The organism is Paenibacillus sp. MAHUQ-45 (assembly GCF_058133325.1).
Genome location: NZ_JBYUPV010000003.1, coordinates 687,794 through 711,234, shown reverse-complemented (window position 1 = coordinate 711,234; position 23,441 = coordinate 687,794). Strand labels below are relative to the sequence as shown.

General features: G+C 47.1%; 20 protein-coding genes. 14 read left to right on the top strand and 6 right to left on the bottom strand.

Annotation, left to right across the window (positions count from 1 at the left end; all coding sequences use genetic code 11):
* The first annotated feature begins 82 nt into the window (after positions 1 to 82).
* The 4 genes from AC3Y23_RS10640 (at position 83) to AC3Y23_RS10625 (ending at position 4,024) form a co-directional block, all read left to right on the top strand.
* On the top strand, positions 83 to 760 hold the full coding sequence (locus AC3Y23_RS10640) for a response regulator transcription factor (RefSeq protein WP_379198445.1): 678 nt from the start codon (positions 83 to 85) through the stop codon (positions 758 to 760).
* Positions 757 to 2,133: a sensor histidine kinase gene (locus AC3Y23_RS10635; RefSeq protein ID WP_379198443.1), complete on the top strand. Its 1,377-nt coding sequence runs from the start codon at positions 757 to 759 to the stop codon at positions 2,131 to 2,133. The genes AC3Y23_RS10640 and AC3Y23_RS10635 overlap by 4 nt, the downstream gene beginning before the upstream one ends.
* A 107-nt stretch (positions 2,134 to 2,240) precedes the next feature.
* Entirely contained in the window at positions 2,241 to 3,347 is a 1,107-nt protein-coding gene (locus AC3Y23_RS10630) for an ABC transporter permease (RefSeq protein WP_379198441.1), read from the top strand.
* Positions 3,344 to 4,024, top strand: coding sequence for an ABC transporter ATP-binding protein (locus tag AC3Y23_RS10625; protein WP_379198439.1), 681 nt, complete (start codon positions 3,344 to 3,346; stop codon positions 4,022 to 4,024). Before AC3Y23_RS10630 ends, AC3Y23_RS10625 begins: the two co-directional genes overlap by 4 nt.
* 3 nt (positions 4,025 to 4,027) lie before the next feature.
* On the opposite strand, the gene AC3Y23_RS10620 is transcribed toward AC3Y23_RS10625, so the two are convergent.
* Positions 4,028 to 4,921, bottom strand: coding sequence for a LysR family transcriptional regulator (locus AC3Y23_RS10620; RefSeq protein ID WP_379198437.1), 894 nt, complete (start codon positions 4,919 to 4,921; stop codon positions 4,028 to 4,030).
* Positions 4,922 to 5,127: 206 nt separating this feature from the next.
* On the opposite strand from AC3Y23_RS10620, the gene AC3Y23_RS10615 reads away from it, so the two are divergent.
* The 6 genes from AC3Y23_RS10615 to AC3Y23_RS10590 all read left to right on the top strand — a co-directional run bounded on the left by AC3Y23_RS10615 (position 5,128) and on the right by AC3Y23_RS10590 (position 10,199).
* Complete coding sequence (locus AC3Y23_RS10615) at positions 5,128 to 6,165, top strand: YeiH family protein (RefSeq protein WP_379198612.1); 1,038 nt, start codon at positions 5,128 to 5,130, stop codon at positions 6,163 to 6,165.
* Between the two features lie 168 nt (positions 6,166 to 6,333).
* A complete protein-coding gene (locus AC3Y23_RS10610) occupies positions 6,334 to 7,011 on the top strand; it encodes a hypothetical protein (RefSeq protein WP_379198435.1) in 678 nt (225 codons plus the stop codon).
* Between the two features lie 4 nt (positions 7,012 to 7,015).
* Entirely contained in the window at positions 7,016 to 7,159 is a 144-nt protein-coding gene (locus AC3Y23_RS10605) for a hypothetical protein (RefSeq protein ID WP_379198433.1), read from the top strand.
* An 18-nt stretch (positions 7,160 to 7,177) separates the two neighbouring features.
* On the top strand, positions 7,178 to 7,858 hold the full coding sequence (locus AC3Y23_RS10600; RefSeq protein WP_379198431.1) for a response regulator transcription factor: 681 nt from the start codon (positions 7,178 to 7,180) through the stop codon (positions 7,856 to 7,858).
* A complete protein-coding gene (locus AC3Y23_RS10595) occupies positions 7,855 to 9,624 on the top strand; it encodes a sensor histidine kinase (protein ID WP_379198429.1) in 1,770 nt (589 codons plus the stop codon). The genes AC3Y23_RS10600 and AC3Y23_RS10595 overlap by 4 nt, the downstream gene beginning before the upstream one ends.
* Positions 9,625 to 9,635: 11 nt before the next feature.
* Positions 9,636 to 10,199, top strand: coding sequence for a hypothetical protein (locus AC3Y23_RS10590; RefSeq protein ID WP_379198427.1), 564 nt, complete (start codon positions 9,636 to 9,638; stop codon positions 10,197 to 10,199).
* Between the two features lie 181 nt (positions 10,200 to 10,380).
* Here AC3Y23_RS10590 and AC3Y23_RS10585 read toward each other — a convergent pair whose 3' ends face one another.
* The 3 genes from AC3Y23_RS10585 to AC3Y23_RS10575 all read right to left on the bottom strand — a co-directional run bounded on the left by AC3Y23_RS10585 (position 10,381) and on the right by AC3Y23_RS10575 (position 15,752).
* On the bottom strand, positions 10,381 to 11,538 hold the full coding sequence (locus AC3Y23_RS10585) for a HupE/UreJ family protein (RefSeq protein ID WP_379198425.1): 1,158 nt from the start codon (positions 11,536 to 11,538) through the stop codon (positions 10,381 to 10,383).
* A 76-nt stretch (positions 11,539 to 11,614) separates the two neighbouring features.
* Positions 11,615 to 14,494, bottom strand: coding sequence for an S-layer homology domain-containing protein (locus AC3Y23_RS10580; RefSeq protein WP_379198423.1), 2,880 nt, complete (start codon positions 14,492 to 14,494; stop codon positions 11,615 to 11,617).
* Positions 14,495 to 14,663: 169 nt separating this feature from the next.
* The gene (locus AC3Y23_RS10575) at positions 14,664 to 15,752 is read right to left on the bottom strand and encodes a HupE/UreJ family protein (protein WP_379198421.1); all 1,089 of its coding nucleotides are present in this window, start codon (positions 15,750 to 15,752) and stop codon (positions 14,664 to 14,666) included.
* 175 nt (positions 15,753 to 15,927) lie between these two features.
* Here AC3Y23_RS10575 and AC3Y23_RS10570 point away from each other — a divergent pair, with 175 nt between their 5' ends.
* The 3 genes from AC3Y23_RS10570 (at position 15,928) to AC3Y23_RS10560 (ending at position 20,538) form a co-directional block, all read left to right on the top strand.
* Positions 15,928 to 17,127 (top strand): YibE/F family protein, encoded by a 1,200-nt coding sequence (locus AC3Y23_RS10570; RefSeq protein ID WP_379198419.1) that lies wholly within the window; start codon positions 15,928 to 15,930, stop codon positions 17,125 to 17,127.
* Between the two features lie 262 nt (positions 17,128 to 17,389).
* Positions 17,390 to 18,868 (top strand): Lsa family ABC-F type ribosomal protection protein, encoded by a 1,479-nt coding sequence (locus AC3Y23_RS10565; RefSeq protein WP_379198417.1) that lies wholly within the window; start codon positions 17,390 to 17,392, stop codon positions 18,866 to 18,868.
* 209 nt (positions 18,869 to 19,077) lie between these two features.
* Entirely contained in the window at positions 19,078 to 20,538 is a 1,461-nt protein-coding gene (locus AC3Y23_RS10560) for a DHA2 family efflux MFS transporter permease subunit (protein WP_379198415.1), read from the top strand.
* Between the two features lie 99 nt (positions 20,539 to 20,637).
* Here AC3Y23_RS10560 and AC3Y23_RS10555 read toward each other — a convergent pair whose 3' ends face one another.
* Complete coding sequence (locus AC3Y23_RS10555) at positions 20,638 to 21,528, bottom strand: LysR family transcriptional regulator (RefSeq protein WP_379198413.1); 891 nt, start codon at positions 21,526 to 21,528, stop codon at positions 20,638 to 20,640.
* Positions 21,529 to 21,684: 156 nt separating this feature from the next.
* On the opposite strand from AC3Y23_RS10555, the gene AC3Y23_RS10550 reads away from it, so the two are divergent.
* Positions 21,685 to 22,437 carry an SDR family NAD(P)-dependent oxidoreductase gene (locus tag AC3Y23_RS10550; RefSeq protein WP_379198411.1) on the top strand — a complete coding sequence of 251 codons (753 nt, stop codon included), beginning with the start codon at positions 21,685 to 21,687 and terminating at the stop codon, positions 22,435 to 22,437.
* Positions 22,438 to 22,588: 151 nt separating this feature from the next.
* On the opposite strand, the gene AC3Y23_RS10545 is transcribed toward AC3Y23_RS10550, so the two are convergent.
* A complete protein-coding gene (locus AC3Y23_RS10545; RefSeq protein ID WP_379198409.1) occupies positions 22,589 to 23,383 on the bottom strand; it encodes a copper amine oxidase N-terminal domain-containing protein in 795 nt (264 codons plus the stop codon).
* Between the last annotated feature and the right edge of the window lie 58 nt (positions 23,384 to 23,441).

Sequence of the window (23,441 nt, the reverse complement as noted above, 5' to 3'; positions counted from 1 at the left end):
AAGAGTTGTTGAATCGCTCTAATGTTGATACTATGGGAGCATTATATGATGTCCAGGTATGGCAGAGAGTGAGTGAGAAGAGATGAAGAAAATTCTAGTGACCGATGATGATATGAACATCCGTACTTTATTAAAGCATGTGCTAACGAGAGAAGGATATCAGGTGCTGGAGGCCAAGGATGGCCGGGAAGGAATTACGGTCTTAAAAGAGCACACGGTGGACATGGCGATTGTCGATGTGATGATGCCCCATGTCGATGGGCTGGAGCTATGCCAACATATCCGTGAGACGTATGATATCCCGATTATTCTTCTGACGGCACGTCAGCAGCTCAGTGACAAAGAGCAAGGTTACCTGCGGGGAACCGACGATTATTTGACCAAACCTTTTGAGCCGGAGGAGCTGTTGTTTCGGATGAAGGCGTTGTTCCGGCGTTATTCTGTGGCTTCCAACGATAAGATCCGCCTGAATTCCCTTGTCATTGACCGCAAAAATTATGAGATTAACGATGGGGATGATGTCCTGCTGCTTCCTGTAAAGGAATTCGAGCTGCTGGCGCAGTTAGCTCAATATCCGGGTCGGCTGTTCTCGCGTTCCGAGCTGATTGAGCTGGTCTGGGGGGCGGGGTATGAGGGAGATGAGCGGACGGTTGATGTACATATTAAACGGCTGCGGCAGCGGTTTGCGGCGTATCAAGATGATTTTGTAATTCGGACGGTGCGGGGCATCGGCTACAAGGTGGAGATGATCAACACATGAAATCTTTGTATGTTCGGATGTGTATTGTCTTTTGCTCTATCATTGTTGTGAGCAGTCTGCTCGGCTTCCTGATCTCTAATCTCTACTATCAGTCTCAGGTCAAGCCGGAGAACGATGCGAAGCTAACCGGGATGGCTGTACAAATCCAGCAGTTTATTGCCACGCACCCTGAGTCGCAAGAGGATTATTTGCAAAGCACGGCAGCCCTCGGCTACCGGCTCTACTTGACGGATGGAAAAGGCAACGAGCGCACCTATGGCGAGCCCTTCCGGGTCAAGGATCTGGAGAAAGAGCAGATCGACACAGTGCTTGGAGGTCAGATATACCACGGAATTGCTGAGTTTCCTAGCAAGCCGTTTATCACTGGTTTTTTTGACAACCAGCTGCGGAATTCAATTGGCGTGCCGATCAACACGGCGGCAGGCACTTATGCGCTGTTCCTACGGCCGGATGCTCAGGTTCAGTTCGGAGAGCTGCGGATCTTTTTTGCGATGATTATTGGGTTCACGCTTCTAATCAGTCTGGGCTTTGTGATGATCGGTGTACTTCATATTGTACGACCAATTACACGGCTGACTACAGCCACGAAGCGGATCTCCAAGGGCCGTTACGATATCAGACTGAACACATGGCGGAAGGACGAAATTGGCCAACTGGCTTCGCATTTTATGGTGATGAGCCGGGAGCTGGAACGGACGAACCAGGCACGGCAGGAGTTTGTCGCCAATGTCTCGCATGAGATCGAATCGCCGCTTACGTCGATACAGGGTTTTGCGCATGCGCTTAGAGAAACATCGCTGCCAGAAGAGCAGCGGCTGGAGTATCTCACCATCATTGACGGAGAGAGCCGTCGTCTATCCCTGCTCAGCAAGCAATTGCTTACTTTGTCTTCGCTGGACTATGATGCCGAGGCGCTGACTAAGAAAGACTTCGATTTGAAGGCCCAGTTACGTCAGGTTGTGCAGATTATGGAGTGGAGGCTAACGGAAAAGCAGCTCGCCGTACGTCTCAATCTGGCGGATATCAACATCCGAGCTGATTCCAATCTGCTCTATCAGGTGTGGATGAACCTGGTGTCCAATGCCATCAAATACACTCCTGTCGGTGGCTCCATTGCCATTACCTCCAAGCTGGTTGGGGGAAACTGCGTCGTATCGGTCACAGATACCGGTGAAGGCATCGCCGAAGAAGAATTGCCGATGATCTTCGACCGTTTCTATAAAGTCGACCGGGCGCGCACCCATGAGACGCATAGCAGCGGCCTCGGACTTGCCATTGTGCAAAAGATTGTTGAAGCACATGCCGGAACCGTGGAGGTTACGAGCAGCGTAGGTGAAGGGACGACATTCACCGTGACCCTCCCACTATTGTAAATAGTGGGTTTTTGTAATTCGTTATTCATACTCCGTTCATTTTCACTTTCTACACTGTAGCTATACAGAGTAGAAGGAGTGGTATTATGTTTTTAGCCCTGAGAGAGATGAGGCATTCCAAAGCCAGATATTCGTTGATCATGGTGATTATGCTCCTGGTCTCATTTCTGGTCCTGTTTGTCACTGGACTAGCAAGAGGCCTGGCCTATGCTAATATCTCCGCTATTGAGAACATGCCGGCGAATTATTTCGCGGTACAGAGCGATGCGGAGCATACCTTCAGACGTTCCGTTCTGGGCGATCCAGAGCTTGAAGCGGTTCGGGCCGTCACCGGAGAGGATAACGCAACCCCGCTTGCAGTTCAGATGAGCACGGTTACCGCAGGGAGTGGCAACGCCGATGACGTGAAGGCTGACATTACTTATTTTGCAGTAGATATGAACGGAATGTTGGCTCCTAAGGTGGTGCAGGGCGATAAGCTCACGAATGACACCACAGGCAGCGTGCTCGTAGACAAGAAGTTGGAGAAGTCCGGTATTACCATCGGAAGCACGCTCCGCGATCAGGCAACTGGCCGAAGTTTTACCGTAGCCGGATTCGTGAAGGACAGCTCCTATAGCCATACCCCTGTGGTTTATATCAATCAACAAGAGTGGCAGGAGATGAAGCAAGGTGCTAGCCAAGGAGAAGGTTCTCCGCAAGCAGCATCCTTTAATGTTATTGCACTGAAGATCACTGGTGATCAGGCCGCCGAGCTGAATGGCAAGCTGGATCATGTGGAGATTATTACCCAGAAGCAGGCGATCAAGAGCATTCCGGGATATTCCGCCGAGCAAGGCTCTCTACTCATGATGATTGTCTTCCTGTTTGTTATTGCTGCTTTTGTACTGGCTGTGTTCTTCTATGTCATCACCATTCAAAAAACAAGCCAGTTCGGCATTCTCAAAGCCATGGGCACCAAGATGTCTTACCTCGCCTGGAGCGTCGTAGGTCAGGTTATGATTCTGTCCATTGCGAGCTTGGTTATCAGTCTGGCGCTGACCTTTGGGATGAACATGGCGCTGCCGGCTTCGATGCCATTCCAACTTGAACCGATGACGATTCTGTGGACCAGCTTATTATTCGTAGGTATGTCCTTGTGTGGATCGCTCATATCGGTGGTACGGGTAGCGAAAGTCGATGCATTGGAAGCGATAGGGAGGGCTTACGCATGAGTGCGAAACTAACAATGAAGCAAGTAACTAAAACTTATGGTGACGGGGACACGACCATATCGGTGCTGAACAAGCTGAACCTGGAAGTTCAGGCAGGGGAATTCGTAGCGGTGCTGGGACCCTCGGGTTCCGGGAAAAGTACCTTTTTGTCTACAGCAGGTGCACTCCTCTCGCCGACCAGCGGTGAAGTCCTGATTGACGGGGAATCGTTAAAAGACAAGGATAAAAGCGCATTGACTCAGCTGCGGCTGGAGAAAATCGGCTTCATGTTCCAAAGCGCTCAGCTACTCCCGTATCTGAAGGTGGAAGAGCAACTCCTGTATGTCGCCAAGCTGGCGAAGCTTGGGACGAAGGAGTCCAAGCAGCGGGCAGATTACTTGCTGAAGCGCCTGGGGATCTGGGAACGGCGGAACCAATACCCAGAGGCACTCTCCGGTGGGGAAAAGCAGCGGGTCGCCATCGCCAGGGCGTGGATGAACAAGCCGGCGATTCTGTTCGCGGATGAGCCGACGGCTAGCCTCGACTTTAAGCGAGGCAAAGAGGTCGTCAGCATGATTGCCGACGAGGTAAAGAGAGAAGGTAAGGCAGCAGTGATGGTCACGCATGACGAGCGAATGCTGGAATGGTGTGATCGTGTACTGCATTTAGAAGAGGGAATACTGGTTGAAGGCGTTTAGCCTTCAGCCTTCTTTTTTGCCAAAAAGCAGCTTTTGCAAAAACACATCCACCGCCATCGAACGGGAATGTTCCTTATGACGGATGATGGAGAAGCTTCGCTCTAATTGCAGCTGCCGGATGCGTAGCTCAGTAATTTCACCCGCAGCAAGTTCCTTTCGTACCACCCATCTTGATAAAAGAGCGATTCCAAGCCCGGCAGCGACGGCTTCCTTCACGCCCTGACTGCTGGTGAAGACATGGGATCGCTTCGCTTCAATCCCCGTCTCCTGGATGAAATGGTCACTGAAGGCGCGAGTTCCTGAGCCTAGTTCACGTAGTACCCAGACCTGATTTTGTAGCATGGCCTGCTCTACAACAACAGATTCGGACAGCGGGTGATCAGAGGAGGCTACAACAATCATCTCATCCTTCATGTAAGGGATAATCTCAAGGTCAGTGGAAGCTTGCACTTCACCCTCAACAAAACCGATATCCAGCTGATTTCCTCGAATAGCCCCGATAATCTCCTGAGTGTTACCGATCGTGACCTGAATATTGACCTGTGGGTATTGGCTGGCGAACGCCGCAAGCTTCCCCGGTAAAATATATTCGCCAATCGTAAAGCTGGCCCCGATCAGGATACTGCCTGTGACCTCATCCTGAAGCAGTTGAATCTCCTGACGGGCGTCCTCGTAGTGGGACAAAATCCGCTTGGCATGTCTATAGAGAATGGACCCGGCTTCGGTCAGGGAGACTTGCTTCGGTGAACGGTGCAGCAGCTTGGCTCCAAGCTCATTCTCCAGATTCTTGATATGTAGACTAACTCCCGGCTGAGACAGGTTCAACAGCTCTGCGGCTTTGGAGAAATGACGTTGTTCTGCAACGGTTACAAACACGCGCAGTGCATCAGTGATCATTATAATCCCTCATTTTTAAAATAGATTCTGGGGCCTATTAGGCTTGTTACAGCCATTTTAGCATAGTTATTTCGTCTAATAATAAGTTTTTGTAATGATTATTATCGCAAAGTCGTATTTCCCTTTCGGCTTCACTCCTTCTATAGTGAGAGTATAATTTATCTCATTAAGGAAGTGCAACGAAGATGATGGGACTTACACACCGAATGTCTTTAAAAGGTATGAAGAACGGCGGATTTTTGCAGGGGATAGGTTTGACGATACTACTATCCATCATAGCTAAGGTGCTGTCGTACTTGCCATTTTTGAGCATCATGGGTCAATTGGTTATTGCGATTCTACTTGGTATTCTGTTTCGAGCGGTTTGGGGTGTACCTGTGCAGGCCCAGACCGGAATAGCCTTCTCCAGTAAAAAACTGTTAAGGTTCGGTATCATACTGCTTGGATTAAAGCTGAATTTACTGGACATCGTTCATGCGGGCTATAAAGTAGTGGCGATTGCTGCCATCAATATTGTGTTCACGCTTGTGGTTGTCTATGGATTGGCAAGGTGGCTCAAGGTCGACAAGTCCCTTGGGCTGTTGACCGCATGTGGAACGGCCATTTGTGGCGCTGCAGCAGTGGTCGCCATTGCACCACAAATTAAGGCGAAGGATGAAGAGACGGCAGTCGGTGCCGCTACGGTAGCCATTCTGGGCACTATTTTCACGCTTGCATATACACTGTTGTATCCGCTGCTAGGATTAACCGTAACTGGCTACGGGATATTCTCAGGGGCAACGCTGCACGAGGTAGCGCATGTTATCGCGGCGGCGGCACCGGGAGGTCAGGGAGCACTGGATATGGCGGTGATTGTGAAGCTGACACGTGTAGCGATGCTGGTGCCGATCGCTTTGGTTATTGGCCTTTGGGATGCGCGGCAGGCGCGTAAGGAACAAGCACAGGAACAACAAGGACAGGTCCATACATTCAAGTGGCGTGAGCTGCCGGTGCCATGGTTTATTTTTGGCTTTCTGCTCATGAGCGGGGTGAACACGCTGGGAATCATCCCAGGCGAGGTGATATCGGCTCTTCTCGTATTGTCCTATATGCTGCTGGCGATGGCCATGGCGGGCCTCGGACTGGGCGTAGATGTCGCTACCTTCCGGCGTCTGGGCAAAAAGCCTTTCTATGCTGGACTGATCGGGTCTATATTGCTCTCCATCCTCGGCTTCTTGCTCATTCATGCCTTTGGGCTGAATTAAGCCACTGCATAGCAGTAAACAGCGTCCTCCGTAATTGACGGAGGGCGCTGTTTTATTTTTAAAACCTCACAAGGACAAACCATATTGAAATAACACTTCATGTACACCTGTTGTACACATGCGGGGACTATACTTGGTTTATCAAATGACCCCTGGAGGTAATAAACAATGAAAAAAATCGCATTTTTGCTAGGACTCACAGTAGCTGCAACCGCATTGACAGGACCGGTATGGGCCGATCAAAAGGCTGGTTTCACAGAAGCTTTTTCCACTAAAGTAGCAGCAGCTTCTGCCGTACAGCAAAGCAACAATAATCCATACTACAATGCTGGGTTTGACGATCCTAAGGAATTCACGACCTTCCTAGCCAAACTACAAAAAGCAGTCTCTGAAGACAAAAGCAAAGAAGTTGCTGAGCTGATGTCCTATCCACTTAATTTGAACAAGGGCGGCAAAACCTTCCCCATTTACACCAAAGAAGAATTTGTGCAAAAATATGAGCGGATTATGACCGCTAATGTGCGTGCCAAGCTGCTGGCTCAGCAGCCGAATCAAGCCTTTTCCAATGCTAATGGCATCATGATCGGGGATGGAGAACTGTGGATCAGCAAGATCAATAATCGTGTGCTTGTGTATGCAGTCAACGTTATAGAAAATCCATATGAAGTAGCTGGGATCGATAATCCCTTCGCATTCACACACTTTCTGAGCAAGCTGCAAAAGGATGTAGCCGCCAATAACAAAGCAGCGGTAGCCGACAGCATATCCTATCCGCTGCGCGTGAACACTAAAGGAAAAAAGTGTGCAAATCAAAACAAAAAAAGAGTTTATCTCCCAATACAATAACATCATGACCGCTAAAGTGAAGAAGAAGCTGCTGTCTCAGCAGGAAGACAAGCTATTCGTGAACTGGCAGGGTGTTATGGTAGGCGACGGCGAGCTGTGGATCGGTCAAGTTGACAAGAAAATCGGTGTGATCGCGGTGAATCGGTAAATATGGAGTGTTCAAGACATGAAGAGAACGATTTTGCTGGTGGAAGACGATGTGCTGACACGGGAGTTTATAACGGACTATTTCAAGAAAGAACAATGGGAAGTCTATGAAGCGGAGAACGGACGGCAGGCGCTGGAGATTTTTGCACAGTCGATGGTTGATCTGGTGGTGCTCGATATTATGATGCCGGAAATGGATGGTTGGTCGGTGTGTAGACGGATTCGCCAGCAGTCGGATGTCCCGATTATTATCATCACGGCGAGAACAGAAGATGATGATCAGCTGATGGGTTTTGAGCTCGGGGCGGATGAATATGTGACCAAGCCGTTTAGTCCAAAGGTACTGGTGGCCCGCGCCACGGCCTTGATGAAGCGAACGGAAGGGACGATTGGGCGGAAAGGCGATACGTTGGTTTATGGAGAATTGTCGGTGAATCAAAAAGCTCATACGGTAACGTTAAGCGGTGAACTTCTCAACCTGTCGCCCAAAGAATACGATTTGCTGCTGATGATGATCAAAAATTATGGCATCGTTCTGTCCCGTGACCATATTCTGAACGCGGTGTGGGGCTTGGATTACTTTGGCGATCACCGGGCGGTGGATACCCACATCAAAAAGCTGCGGGCCAAGCTGGGCAGTGAAGGCACTTTGATCCGCACGGTCATCCGTTCGGGCTATAAATTCGAGCTGGAGCCATGAAGAAGAACGGGGTAGTTCTGAAGCTGTTCGTCGTGACCTCCGTGATGATTGTGATTGTCTTTTCCATTGCCATGCTGGTGGAAGGACTGTTCTTCGAACGTTTTTACCGCACGACCAAGATCAGCAAGCTGGAACAGAATGTACAGGATTTTGGCCGCCAGTATGGGGCGGTGCCTTCAGGTGGAGATCAAGCCGCTCGTCTGCTCGGAGACTTTATGAACCAGCATGATGTCAGTCTCGCGATATTCAATCATCAGTTTGAACGTATAAGTGTAGAGCCTTATTTTATTCGGATAGCTTCACCTGAGTCTCCTGCCGCAAGCATTACGATCCGCATATCATCGGACGGAACCATGCTGAACGATATTCCAGCCGGTCTCCATATCGGTGATCACCTGGTCGTAGACGGATTTTATATGGATGAAAAGGATACGATTATGCAGCCTGCAAAGCTACAGACGACCGGGTCACAGCCAGAGGAAGGATTGTCCCGTGTCACGGGCACGATCACGGATTTGTTGCTGCCTGAGGATCGGTCATTCAACCCATATTACCAAGATACGCTAATTCAGAACGCGCTTGGCGATTGGATGAACCAGATGGACAAAGACAGGGATCGTTTGACAAAAGGGCTTCCCGTTCAGATGGAATGGACCGACAAATGGAGCGGTATCGTGTACGCTGTGGTGGTTCTTTCACTTCCTGAAGCCGGAGAGGGAGGTCGTTATGTCTTTGCAATGACTTCGCTTCAGCCGGTCGGAGAAGCGGTTAGTATCCTGACCCAGTACTTTCTTTTTCTGGCCCCAGTGATTCTAATTCTGGTGACATTGCTATCTTTGATCTATTCCAGAATCGTCTCGTACCCGCTAGTAAAGCTCAGCAAGGCGGCTACACGCATGGCAAAACTGGATTTCAGCCAGCAGCCTTCAATTACTTCCAAGGACGAGTTCGGTGATCTGTCACGGAGCATGAATACATTGTCCCGAAATCTGGATACGTCCTTGAAGCAGCTTACGGAAGCCAACCAGGAACTACAGGAGGAAGTGGCTAAGAAGGAGCGCTCTGAGCAGCTGCGCAAGGAATTGATTGCGAACATCTCGCATGAGCTCAAGACTCCGCTCGGGATTGTCAAAGGCTTCGCAGAGGGACTGCAGGATGATGTGGCCACGGATAAAAGAGAGCGATACCTTAATCTGATTGTCAACGAAACAGATCGGATGAACGCCTTAATCATGGACATGCTGGAGCTGTCCAAATTTGAGGCCAAAGCTGTCCGCCTGAATCCCAAGGAGATTTATCTGGGACGTCTTGTACGAAATGTGACCTCATCGTTCGCGCATCAGCTGGGAAGCAAGAATCTTCACATCGATATCCTGGAGACCGAAGAATGGGCCGTGCAGGCAGACCCTAGGCGTATGGAACAGGTTATCCTGAATCTGTTGAGCAATGTCGTCCGGTATGCCGAGGAACATAGCACGATAAGAATTCAAATACAGCAGGAATCACCCGGCATTATTATGACTCGCATCGAGAATGATGGTCCGTCTATTCCTGAGGATGATCTGGAGCGGATTTGGGATCAGTTCTATCGTGCTGAACGCTCCCGGGACCGGAAGTTCGGAGGAACCGGCCTCGGACTTGCCATTGTGAAGAATATTCTGGACCTGCACGGAAGTCGGTACGGTGCCGAGAACACGAAGCAGGGCGTCGCCTTTAACTTTACGCTGGAACAAGCAAAGCCAATGATAATAGCAGAAGAAAGCTGAGGATGCATCAAATGAACAAAATAGCAACCATGAATGTGCTGGCAGTACTTGCAACAACACTACTACTGAGTGCTTGCGGAGCAAAACCGGAGTCTGCTGCCAATGGCGGTGCGCCCTCCCCTTCGCCAAATGCGGTGACACAGGGCGAACCTAACACCGTACCTACAGAAGAACCGGCAACAGCACCCACAGGGGCACCAACAGCAAAAGTGGCAAGCCCTAGCGATAATGGAAATAATGGAGTGACAGAGAAACAGATTCTGATCGTAATCGACCAGACACCCAAGCCCATTGAGGGAAATAGCTTTGATTTTTCCGTTAAGCAGCGGCCTGAAGGGTATGCATTGTCGCAGATGGAATGGAAATCGGATAAACATGATATCGTAAATACGCTGCAAGAAGCTGTGGAGCATGGTCAGAGCGGAGGCGATGGCTTCTACATCAGCGGTGACGGCCAGTTTATGGGCTTTATTTACCCGGATGAAATGAAGAAGGAGCAAGGTGAAGTGAAGTTCACCTTTAAGAACGATCAGGGTCAGGAACTGACGTGGAAAAAGACGATTACACTAAAATAACCGGAAAACAGAATTGAGCTACAGAGTAATAACGAAAGCCGCTTGCGCGGCTTTTTGTCTGTCCTTTTTCACGTTGGAGAACTTCAGGCGAGGTACATGGTAATGTCCCAAAACACCAATAATATTCTGCCGCCTCCTGCTCTATTTATAATAGAAGAAAGGCAATCAAATACGCCTGCTATCAGGCAAAAACCAGTCGTTGCAGCAACCAGACTCCGCCTAATAGAAAAGCAATCGACGAACCTGCGAGCACCGCACGCCTGGAGAATCTCCATTTATGTAGCAATCCTAGTACCGGAAGCAGAATTGCAATCAGGATAACCTGAACTGCCTCGATGCCAAGGTTAAAACTGACCAAATCTACGGCAAGCTGACTTTTGGGCAATTCCATCTCGGTCAAAATATCGGCGAAGCCCATCCCATGGATGAGGCCGAACAGAAACGTTAGTACCCAGCGGTAACTGACTTCTTTGCGAATCATATTGTCTATTGCCACGAAACAAATACTCAGCGCAATTGCCGGCTCGACGATTCTTGGCGAGAGACTGATGATTCCGAGTACTGTCAATGTCAGGGTAATACTGTGCGCAACAGTAAAGGCGGTGATCATAGCCGCATACTGCTTGAACGTCTGTCTGGCAAGAAGCAGGGAGAAGAGGAAGAGTAAATGATCATATCCGCTCAAAATATGGTTCATACCGAGTTTGAAGAAAGAGAACCAGCCTGACAGGACTTCCGTCGAATCAGAACCTTCGGATGTAATCTGCAAATCTTGCGGTAAACCCGCATAATCCTTGTCGCTGAGCACCATGGACCATTCACGGTACTTGCCGGATAAAGCCTGCGTAGTATTGGAGCTGCCATAATGAATGGTTAACAAATTAACGTAGTTGGCTGCGGCATCTTGGGAATACAGATGGTCTGTTAAGGATACGGATTGGGTGGCTTGAACAGGCGGGAAGGAGACCTTAAGCACGGCTTTTTCTGCACCTGATTCCTGTTCCAGTGTCAAACTGTGTACTTGAGTCCACTCTTGAGGCTTATTATTGATTAGGATCAGCAGATTTTCTTGCAGTAAAGCCTCAAGAAGGTCTTTCACTGCAGCAAATTCACTCGCCTCAAGCTTGCCATTCTTGTTGTCATCCCCGCCGATAAGCTCAATTACTGATAAGTCATCAAGGGCATAGGTCATTTCCAAGGCTGATTGGGTCAAAGTAACGGTAGTGTAACCGGCGCTGTACGCATGGGCATCCACTTGCCGTTCAAACGGTATCAGGAGAATGACCAGCGCTAGCACCAGACAACAGGAAAACTTTAATGCAGAATGAATACGGATCATCGTTCGTCCTCCCTGTAAAGAGTAACAGGAATACCGTTCATATGAACGGTATTCCCGTAAACCCTGTTGTCCTTCACTATTTATTGAGTAAGTTATAAATAACCTGAGCGGCTTCCCCACGCGTAGTGATTCCCTTAGGCTCAAATAGACCTTGGGCACGGCCGTTGATCAGCTGAAGTGCTGCGGCTTCCTTAACAAATTGCGCAGCCCAAGCTGAAATTTTCGCTTCATCGTTGAAGGTGCTGCCGGAGCTTACTGAAGACTTGCCATGCAGCTTTTCGTATCCGCGCATCAGCATGGTTACCATTTCTTCACGGGTAATATTTGTTTTAGAGCCGAATTGGGAAGGGCTAGTGCCTTGCACAATCCCTGCTTTGACCGCTGCCGCAACGGCATCGGCATACCAATCACCATTGTTAACATCTGAGAATGCCACGGTCGCCTTCTCTGTAAGACCGAGCGCTCTGACGAGCATTGCTGTGAATTCTGCACGCGTTACGCTGCGACCAGGCTCAAAGGAAGTAGCACTGGTTCCATTTAGAATGCCTTTGGAGACAAGATCATGAATTGCAGCAGCGGCCCAGTAGGACGCAGGAACATCCGTAAAGGTCTGTGTGTTTCCTTTTCCAGGTGCTGGTGTAGCGACTGGTGCCGCCGTAGCGCTTGCTGCTGGTGCAGTCGTTGCCGTCGGCGCAGGTGTTTTTGTCGGTGAGGCTGTAGGTGAAGCAGTTGGCGAAGTATTCGACCCCGATCCCGACGAAGGTGCGTTGGTTGGCGCAGGCGTAGGTGAAGCAGATGGTTTGGTTGTTGGTGCAGTTGTAGGTGCGGTAGTTGGAGCAGTTGTAGGTGCAGCAGTTGGGGCTGTAGTTGGTGTACCACCACCTGAAGGTGCAGCTACGACGACTTTACTGATGTTACTGACAAGATTTGATCCATCCAGTGCTTTTGCAGTGATTTCAACTGTTCCTGCCGACTTAGCTGTCACTTTGCCGTTTGCATCAACGGTTGCGATTGAATCATTGTTGGAGATCCAACTGATTGCCGGATTCGTTGCATCTGCTGGTGCGACAACGGCGGTCAGATTAGCTGTTTCGCCTACGTTTAAGCTAAGCGCATCTTTACTTAGTGTGATTTCACTAACTTGGGTACCCACCGCTACAGACGCTGTTTCCACATCCCGGTTGGATGGGACAGCGATGTGCTTATTCTGCGTCGTAAGGGCTGAAGCACTAAGCTTCACACTAGCTACTGCAGGGTTTTTCGGATCGACAAGCTTGAAGCTTAGTTTAATCAAATCTTCGTACTTGCCATAAGCCTCAGAACGGAAAGGCGTTTCAGGATTGGCTTTGATATTAACCTCACCTGGTTTTTCGGTGATGGTCAGTGTACCCAGGGTTGCTGAGACTGCTGAAGCACTATCGAACTTGATTTTCGTACTGTCATACGTAAACGTAGTATCAAGATTCTTCACGGCATTGGCGTTGCTGATCGCGTAATTGAAGTCAATTGCTGCCGAAGTATCTTTCTGTTGTGTCGTATTGGAGTACACTTTTACACTTTCTGGTTCTTTTACGAATCCGTAAGTGTCGAGCTTCTCTAGCGTATCCGAACGGAATGTATCCACTGTAATGCTGGACGGTGTTACTTTGATCGTGGAGAACGTTGGAGTATGAAGCTGGCTCCGGCTGGCCGAATATCTTTCCGGGGTTGTGTTCAATTCGTAGTATTTACTTCCGCTTGCCGAGTTGGCAGTAACGTAAGTGGAGCCGTTAGGGTTGACGTCTCTGCCTTGGCTATCTACCAGCTGTCTGCCCTGAACATTATCTCCGTTCATGACATAAGTTCTGACATAAGAGTGGTCATGACCCATGAAGATCATATCCACATCCAAAGCATCAAGCGTAGGGAAGAGTGCTGCCCGCAGATTGAGGATTACTTGCTCTGTAGAGTGGGCTTGTCCACCGCCATAAATGTCGTGGTGGAACGTAACGATTCTCCACTTCGTATTGGGAACAGCTTGCACAGTATCCTGCATGAATTTGGCATGCTCAGCACCATTGGAATTATTGGTGTCCAGTACCATAAACAAGGTGTCGCCGTAGGTGTAGTAGTAGTCACCGCCATAGGTATTGTCGGCAAGGACATCTTTATTGCGATTATCTTTCATCATGCCGAGGGTCGACTCGTTGGGCACGTTGAAATGATATTTGTAATTGACGTTGACATCATGATTGCCGACGACAGTTGCCATAGGCAGGTTTCTTAGCACATCAGGACTTTCAAAGGCATCATATTCTGTTTCAAGAGAGGTGCTGGACTTATTCTCAATCTGATCACCTGCGGACATGATAAAGCTGAAATTGGGGAAATTCTTTACGGCTTGGTTGAGTGTTTTCGTCCATCCGTAAGTATCATTGGTTACGCTGCCTGAGGAGCCGATCTGCGGATCGCCGACAAACATGAGGGTGTAGTTGGTAGGATCTTGGGTGGTGTAATTGTAGACTGGGCTCCAGTGGTCTTCATTGCCATCTCCGACACGGTACACATACTCCGTTTGGTTGGCCAGACCGGTGGCTGTTGCTTTGTTAGAATAATAGACCGAATCAGTAACTGTTGTGGCGGGTATTGCTGTACCTGTAAAGGTCATTACCTTGGTGGCTTCCGGAAAAGCCGTACCGTTCAAATCCGATTTTTTGGCCATCTGCACAATACTTGCTACCGGTTGGCCTGGGGATAGCCAAGCAAAGTTCAATTTGCTCTCATCTGCCCCGGGGTTAAGCGCAATATCCCTGATCGAATAAGGGAAGGAGGCGGCTCTGGCCACATTAAGCGGGCTGATCTTGGAATTAAAGCCTAAGATCCCCGGTGGCAACAACGCGATGATCAGGAGCATGGATAAAGCCAAGATACTGACGGTGTATACACGGCGTTTCTTTTGACTGAACCTCTTCAACATCTAACAACCACCCCTTGGACAATTTTGGACGCTCTAACGGTGTTTTCCTTAAGAGCACCTGTACCAATATAACTTGCAGTTGTTAAAAGTGATGCTAGACTCTATTAATTCCATGTGAAAGTGCGAGTACTCGGATCGGAAATTACATTTTGGCTGCCCGGCTAAGGATTTAGAAGAAAACCTTTATCGTAAAAGAGATTAGTCCGACGCACGCGGCTGCGCTCAAAATCAAGGGGGTGGCATATTTTACCTTCCGAAAACAATTGATGATGATTAATAAACTTAACGAAATGAGGACCACTGTGGCTTCAAGACCGGCATAAAAAGCAGTCACAGAAAGGGCGAAATGCCCACCGTCTTCTCTAAGTCCTATTAGCTGTTTGGCATACCAGAAGCCATGAATAATACCAAGTCCGCCGGCAATCCAGGGCAACTGCTTCATAGCCCGATTGTAATAAATACTTAACGCCAGAAAGACAACACTTAACGGAATCAAGGCATTCAACAAGCGATCAGGCAGGGCTATGACATGCAGACCGCTGAGAAGTAAGGTTATAGATTGGGTAATGGCAAATATAGCGAGAGTTCTGAGTGTTTGATTGTTGTTTTGAAATCCAAGGATCAGGATGGCGAGCACAAGAATCGATTCGTAGCTGCGGAAAAATTGATCTATCCCTAGTAGGGAAAAATATTGGAGTATACTGGGCAGCTTCATCTCGCCGACTTGCAGCTCCGTAATCTGGGCAATCAGCACAGCCTCTTTCTTCAGCTCCCCAAGGTTGAGATTGACATAATTCACATGCCATTGATCCCGGTCAAAGACGAGATTGTAGTCGAGCGTAAACTGCTGGGGATTTCTTTTGATAGGATACTCAATTACGGCTTCGGCAAAAGGTTGTACCTCGTTCTCTTTCTCTATGTAGCGAAACTGAGTCACTTTCCCTATCAGAGGTAGACTGTCACCATACAGTTTAATCTTCGTAAGCAGCAGGTGCTCCACCTCGGTCTGATGTTTGCTGTAAAATTTATTCAAGACTTCCTCAGTGGTCAAGGCAAGGTCGGGATCATCCGGATTCACCTCGGCCATCATGTCATACATGTCTAACTGGAGTACATATTTGATCGTGTTATGCTCCAGGGTAATCTCCGAATAGGCTACACTCACATTGCCGTGGGCTAGTGACACCGGTATGCCCGTACTTAACCAAACTCCACAAATGAGAAACGATAGTACCACGAGCCTGAGCCACTTTTTCATACGGATTGATGTCCTCCCACACCCATTTTTGATAGATTCACCGACGCACACATATTATCATCAAAATCTCATGAAATGAAAGCATGAAAAAATATTTCTTGTTAATCCTGAAATGATAGGATAGATTATTGGTGTAATCTGAGCGATGCTTATGGATAACAAATGGGGGTAGAGTATGCTGGCGTCTAAGAAATTAAGAGTCACGCTGTTCATCGTGTTTATTCTGTGTATCTCTTTAGGCATGTATCTGTTCAACCAGTCCTCCGAAATTAAGCACAACGAGCATGGGAGCAGTACCGCTTCCAAAACGTTCGAGAAAGCTAAAGTGTTACGCGTCATTAGCGAGAATTTAACCAGAGATTCTGAACGAGGCGATTTATACAACGGTTCACAAGAGCTTGAGATCAAAGTTTTAACCGGAGAACATCAGGGTGAGATCCACCAGATTACGAATAACGTCAGTGTATACCTCAATGTAATCGCCAAAGAAGGGCAGACCGTTATCGTTAACATTGATTCAGCCGACGCAACTTATTACATAATCTCTGTGTATAGTTATTATAGAGTTCCGTATATAGCAGCAATGATCTTGCTGTTCTTTGGGGTGCTGTGGTGGGTTGGCGGCAAAAAGGGCTTGAAATCTGTCTTGGGCATCATATTTACCTTTGCTTGCATTATCTATTTGTTCATTCCAATGTTGTATAGAGGCTATTCTCCCGTACTTGCTTCAGTGCTGGTTGTCATTCTGACGACCTGTGTCACCTTATTGCTGCTGAACGGATGGACCGCCAGATCCTGGGCGGCGATTTTGGGAACGATTTGCGGGATAACAATTTCAGGAGCGCTTGCCTATATTTTCGGTTCGTTAGTCCATATCTCCGGGTATAATACGGCAGAAGTAGACGTGCTTATCACGATCTCTGATGAGACAGGCCTACAGCTCGGCGGGATGCTCTTCGCAGGGATTTTAATATCCTCACTTGGCGCCATTATTGACGTAGCGATCTCTATTGCGGCGGCGGTACATGAGGTCTATAATACGAACCCTAATCTTTCGCAAAAAGAGCTCTTCAAATCCGGAATCAACGTTGGTCGGGATATGATGGGGACGATGGCCAACACGCTAATCTTAGCGATCACCGGGACTACACTTGCCTCATTGATGATCCTCTATGCCATAAAAACTTCGTTTAATCAGCTAGCCAATATGAATATGGTGACGATCGAAGTGATTCAGGGGATTGCCGGTTGCTTTGGGGTTGTTCTGACTGTGCCGATTGTCGCTTTTATTGCTGCAAAAATAATTCCGAGGTTCGAGAAAAAACTCGCTATGGGTAAGATTGGAGAGGCAGCGGATTTAAAAGTTGAAATTTAACGACACACATGTTAAAATTAACCTAATTATTTATGACAGGGGTTGAAAGGAATATGTAGGATTCTTGCGAAGCGATAAAACAACAAAAGCGATGATTTTTCGCATGTTTTATTTGTGATGCAAGAAAGTTACGTATTCTTTTCACTCAAACAATATCTTCTTATCTATGCCCTCAAGGGGTTAGATTTGTTGTGTTTATTTGAGCTACGAGAAAGTAACTTTCTTGTAGCTCTTATTTTTTTTTACACAAGGAGATGGTTGTATGTCATTAATTAATGTTACGAACCTCACGTTTGCCCATGAGGGCAGCTACGATAATATATTTGAGAATGTAAGCTTTCAGCTCGATACCAATTGGAAGTTAGGATTTACGGGCAGAAACGGCAGAGGGAAGACCACCTTTATGAACCTCTTACTCGGTAAATACGAATACAGCGGACATATTTCTGCTAAAGTCAGCTTTGATTATTTTCCGTTTCACGTTGAGCACAAGGAGTACCATACGATAGATGTCGTAGAGGAGATCTACCCGGATTATCAGCATTGGGAGTTGATGCGTGAGCTGTCATTGCTGGAAGTGTCTGAGGATGTGTTGTACCGGCCCTTCAATTCCTTATCAAACGGGGAACAAACCAAGGTGTTGCTGGCTGCTTTATTCCTGAAAGAGGATAGCTTCCTACTCATCGACGAGCCGACCAACCACCTGGACATGAAGGCAAGACGGCTGGTTAGCCGCTATCTGAACGGCAAAAGCGGTTTTATCCTCGTGTCGCACGACCGGTCTTTTCTGGATCACTGTGTGGATCATATCCTCTCCATTAACAAGACCAACATAGAGATTCAAAAAGGGAATTTCTCGGATTGGTGGGAAAACAAACAGCGTCAGGATCAATCGGAGCTGGCTGAGAACGAGCATCTGCGGAAAGATATCCGGCGTTTGTCAGAAGCAGCTAAACGAACTAGTGACTGGTCGGATAAAGTGGAAAAATCGAAAAATGGTACCCGGAATTCCGGCTCCAAATTAGACAAAGGATACGTGGGCCATAAGGCGGCCAAAATGATGAAACGTTCTAAAGGCATTGAGCAAAGACAGCAGGCGGCCATTGACGATCGTTCCAATCTGCTCAAAAATGTTGAAAGCTCCGAGAATCTGAAGATCTCACAGCTATCCTATCACAAAAACCAGCTTGCTGAGCTGATTGGAGTTTCGATCCAATATGGTGAGAAGACAGTTTGTGAGGATGTCAGTTTTACCATTGAGCAAGGCGAGCGGATCGCGCTTTCAGGGAAGAACGGTTCCGGTAAATCGAGCATTATCAAATTGATTTGCGGGGAAGAGCTTGATTATACTGGTACGTTCAGAAAAGGAAGTCAGCTTAAGATCTCCTATGTATCCCAGGACACTTCACATCTAGAGGGTAATTTGACAGATTATGCGAGGCGGAATGACATCGATGAGAGTCTGTTCAAAGCGATTCTAAGAAAGCTGGATTTCTCCAGAGTGCAATTTGAAAAAAACATCGAGGATTACAGCGGTGGCCAGAAGAAAAAAGTCCTGATTGCCAAAAGTCTGTGTGAGAAGGTCCATTTGCATATTTGGGACGAGCCGCTGAACTTTATTGATGTGATTTCCCGGATGCAGATTGAAGAGCTGTTGCAAGAATATGCACCGACTATTCTTTTTGTAGAGCATGATAGTGAGTTCTGCAACAATATTGCGACTAAGGTAATTGAGCTTTGATAAGGTGTAAAAGAGAATGAGCTTAAAGCCGCGTATATCGCGGCTTTTTTAGTGCGGCGATGTACATTTTTACGGAAATCAGGTGAGCAGTTTCTTTCGATTATACAATTTAAATTGTTAATCAACAAAATATACATTCTTTTTCAAGTTAATAACACTCCTTATAATTTGTATGTAATCCAACAAATACAATGTAAAGGGGCAAAAAGATGATCACAGGAAGCAACATATCATCCAAAGTAGATTTAAGTACGATTAAACGTGGACCGATCATTACGGCTCTGATCATCGGTGCTTTTGTAGCGATTTTGAATGAGACGCTAATCGGCATCGCTTTTCCGGATTTAATGAAGCAGTTCAATGTAGAAACCTCGACCATTCAGTGGCTGTCTACGGTCTATATGTTGGTGATCGGTATATTGGTGCCCGTAACGGCATTGCTGCAGCAATGGTTTAGCACGCGCCAGATGTTCTTATCTGCCATGATGCTTTTTCTGGTCGGCACTATAATCTGCGGATTCTCCGGTTCCTTTGAACTTCTCCTCATTGGGCGAATTGTGCAGGCTGCGGGTACAGGGCTCTTAATTCCGGTGATGATGAATACGATCCTGATTATTTATCCGTCGGATAATCGGGGAGCGGCTATGGGGATGATAGGACTGGTACTCATGTTTGGTCCAGCCATCGGTCCTACTTTATCCGGACTCATTATTGATTCTTTGTCTTGGCATTGGTTATTTTTCCTGGTTATTCCGCTAGTTGTGGTATCGCTTGTTTTTGGCTTCATGTATTTAAAGAATGTATCGGATATTACCAAACCGAAAGTAGATTTTCTGTCTATTCTGCTGTCCACCATAGGCTTTGGCGGGATTGTGTACGGCTTCAGCAAGGCGGGAGAGGTCTCATGGTCGGAGCATGAGGTGATCTGGACCATTGCTGCAGGCGGAGTATCCATTTTACTATTCGTCTGGCGCCAATTGGTTGTTAAGGAGCCGATGATGGACATGCGGGTGTTCAAATATCCGATGTTCGCGCTTACGACGGTGCTCATGCTTGTGATGACGATGACCTTATTCTCGACAACGATCATATTGCCGCTTTATATGCAAAAGGTTTTGTTAATGACAGCATTCGCCGCGGGGCTGACACTCATGCCAGGCGGTATCGTCAACGGAATTATGTCGCCTGTCTCGGGTAAACTCTTTGATAAGTTTGGTCCGAAGGTACTCATCATACCCGGTCTCATCATCACGGCGATTTCACTCTTTCTTATTACAGGAATGGATCTAGAAACATCCAAAGGAACATTAATCGCGCTGCATGTCATTCTGATGATCGGTATTTCGATGATTATGATGCCGGCGCAGACGACGGGTTTGAATCAGCTGCCAAGAAATCTGTATCCGCACGGAACAGCGATTATGAACACACTACAGCAGGTGTCAGGCGCCATCGGAACAGCGCTGTTCATTAGTATTTTCTCGAATGGAACCAAGCGGTATTTGGAATCTTCGGCTAATCCAACTGGACTTGAGGAGGCAATGAAGGGGTTGGTATCAGGCATGCAAGGTGCCTTTCAGATTGCTTTTTACCTCTGCCTTGTTGCACTCGTGCTAGGTCTTTTTGTTAAACGGACGAAGGCGCCGGAGGAGATTCAATCCAATGGATAAGAAGCAGCGGTTACGATAATGATTGTAGCATAAGAAAGAATCCCAGCCATTCGTAGAATCGGCGGGATTCTTTTTTGTTTGCTTTTCTATGATCAGCATTCAAGGGATAAAGCTTCTTACGACTTCTGCGAATTGTTCTACCTGTGCCGTCTCGTTGTTGTGAAGCCAACAAATCGCGAGCTGAATGTTAAACATCGATTGTGCCATTGGAACGTAGGTAATATCATTTTCGAACAGCCTGCTCATACAGCCCAGCACCAGAGCAGTACCCACACCAGCGGCTACTAACCCGATCACGGCCTGATCGCTTGCAGCTTCCTGTACTATATTTGGACTGAAGCCGGTCTGACGGCAAATGAGGACGAAAATATCGAACAACACCGGTGAATCGTTCCGGTTCAGCATGACGAAGGGCTCTTTTTCCAGATCCGCTAGGGAAAGCTCTTTTTTTGTGGCTAAGGGATGATGCTTGGGCAGGGCAAAGACGATAGACTCTGTTGAAAATGGAAGCCAATTCATACTCAGCTCGCTATGCTTATCGTTGAGATACACTGAGAAACCGACATCAATTTCTCCTTGTAGCAGCTTCTCCTCCAATAGGTGGGAGGGTAGCTCCTGCATAACAATTTCAACCTCTGGATAACGTTCCCGGTACAGTCGAACGACGCTTGGTAAAATGCTGTAGAGCATAATGCCAAAGTAACCAATCGTAAGCCGGCCTCTGCGGCCGTGCTCTGCCCGTATGGCTTCGTCAATCCCCCGCTGCAAATGCTTGAAGACGAGATGAACCTGCTCAAGCAGGGCTTCCCCAGACTGTGTCAGCTCGACCTTACGCGTAGTGCGTTTAAAGAGTTGAACGCCAAGCTCACTTTCCAATTGCGCGATCTGATGGCTGACAGACTGCTGAGAAGCATGTAACCGTTCGGCCGCACGCCCAAAATGTAATTGATTGGCTACCTCGACAAAGTATTTAAGCTGCTGAAGCTCCATAATATGCTCTCCTTATATGCTGGTTCTGTAGGCTTATTATGAAATTATACCGTTACACTTGTTAATCGACAAATTATCTGCTCTTTTTATAGTCAATGGTTATCACTATACTTTGTCTATGCATCAAGCAACAACAAAAAAATCTGAGGTGATAATATGAGAAAACTAGAGAATAAGGTAGCGATCATTACGGGTGGGGCGTCAGGCGTAGGGAATGGAATTGCCAAAGCTTTTGTAAAAGAAGGGGCAAAGGTTGTAATCGTGGACTACAACGAGGGGGTAGGCAATCTAGCAATTGAGGATCTGAGGCAGATTGGGCCGGAGTCTATTTTCATTCATGCCGATCTGGCTGATTTCAGTACGCATTCGAAAATTGTCAGTCGGACGATCGATGCATTTGGACAACTGGATATCCTCGTTAACAATGCCCAAGCATCTCGTGTGAAACCTTTCATGGAGCTCACTCCGGCTGACCTGGAGTTGCCGTTCAAAACCGGATTCTTTCCCACGTTCTTTCTCATGCAGCAAGCCTTTCCTTATCTAAAGGAAACTCAGGGTCACATCATTAACTTTGCTTCTGGAGCGGGAATTAATGGAGACCTGAACCAGGCTGCTTATGCAGCATCCAAAGAAGCAGTACGGGGATTGTCCCGTGTTGTAGCTAATGAATTTGGACCGTATGGCATCAAAGTCAATGTAATCTGTCCATTCGCTAATTCTCCAGGTGTTCAGCAGTGGGCGCAGCATATGCCGGAGCATTTTGAAGAAACGTTATCCAAGATCCCGATGCGAAGAGTAGGGGATGTAGAGACTGATATTGGACGCGCCGTTGTTTTCTTTGCCAGCAATGATTCCAATTATATTACGGGTCAAACGTTGATGGTGGATGGCGGGGGCTGTCGATTGTAAACTGGATAATAATACTCGGAAGTTGGCTCTTTTAGTGAAGTGTGCTTCGATACCGACTCAGTGATTGAGGGAGTCAATTTCTCGCTCTCAACTGAAAATAGAAATGCCCTACAAGAAGACACTTGTTTAGTTCTTCTTGTAGGGCATTTAATCAATAGTTATAGACACCAACAAGAACATATTGAAGTGAGTCGGATAGAATTGCATCTCCTGTTTCTAGCGTTAGTGTCCCTCCAGGCTGAATCAACGATGGGTTAACAACTTCCACTTGATGAAAATGAGAATCCTCTTTTATATAAAAGAGGAAGTATAGCTTGTTGCTCAAAACAGCCGAGGTCCCCTCATTTACGGCAGTTAATCGAACATTAGTTAAATGTGTACCATAGGGATTCGTATTTGTGATAGCTGAGGATTTTATTGGCCTGAGATCTTCGTTCATTTTATCAGATAGAAAATGCAATTCATCACTAACAACTTCAGATGGCAAATAAGCGGGATCAACATTTAGCTTCATTATGCTGTTAATTTGATCCCATTCAGTATTAATGTGAAAAGCGGTTGTAATTATACATAAAGGAACAAACATACTCCCTTTGTATAAAGTGGGTGTTGTATCCATTTCTGAACGAACACCATTAATTTCAACACGTTTTTCGCTTACGGCCATTTTTATAGTGTAGAATTTTTCAGTAGCGTTCAGAAGATTTTTTCTCGAAATCACTGCTGTTTTGCTCTCTGGGTTGTAAGTTACATCTGCTGATAATAAATTTGAAAGACTACGCAAAGGAACCATTATTCGATTGTTTTTATCCATATAAGGCGCTATTGGAGAAGTAAAGACCACATAAAATTGATTAAGTCTTATAAGTATATTTGAGTTTAGGGTGTTATTAGAAACTGATCCAGCCGATACAGGAACAGTAGGAATAGCAATAAGCAAGACCATCAGAGAAAAAATAAATCGAATTCTCTTCATTAATTTAGTACACCAACCTTTCACTACG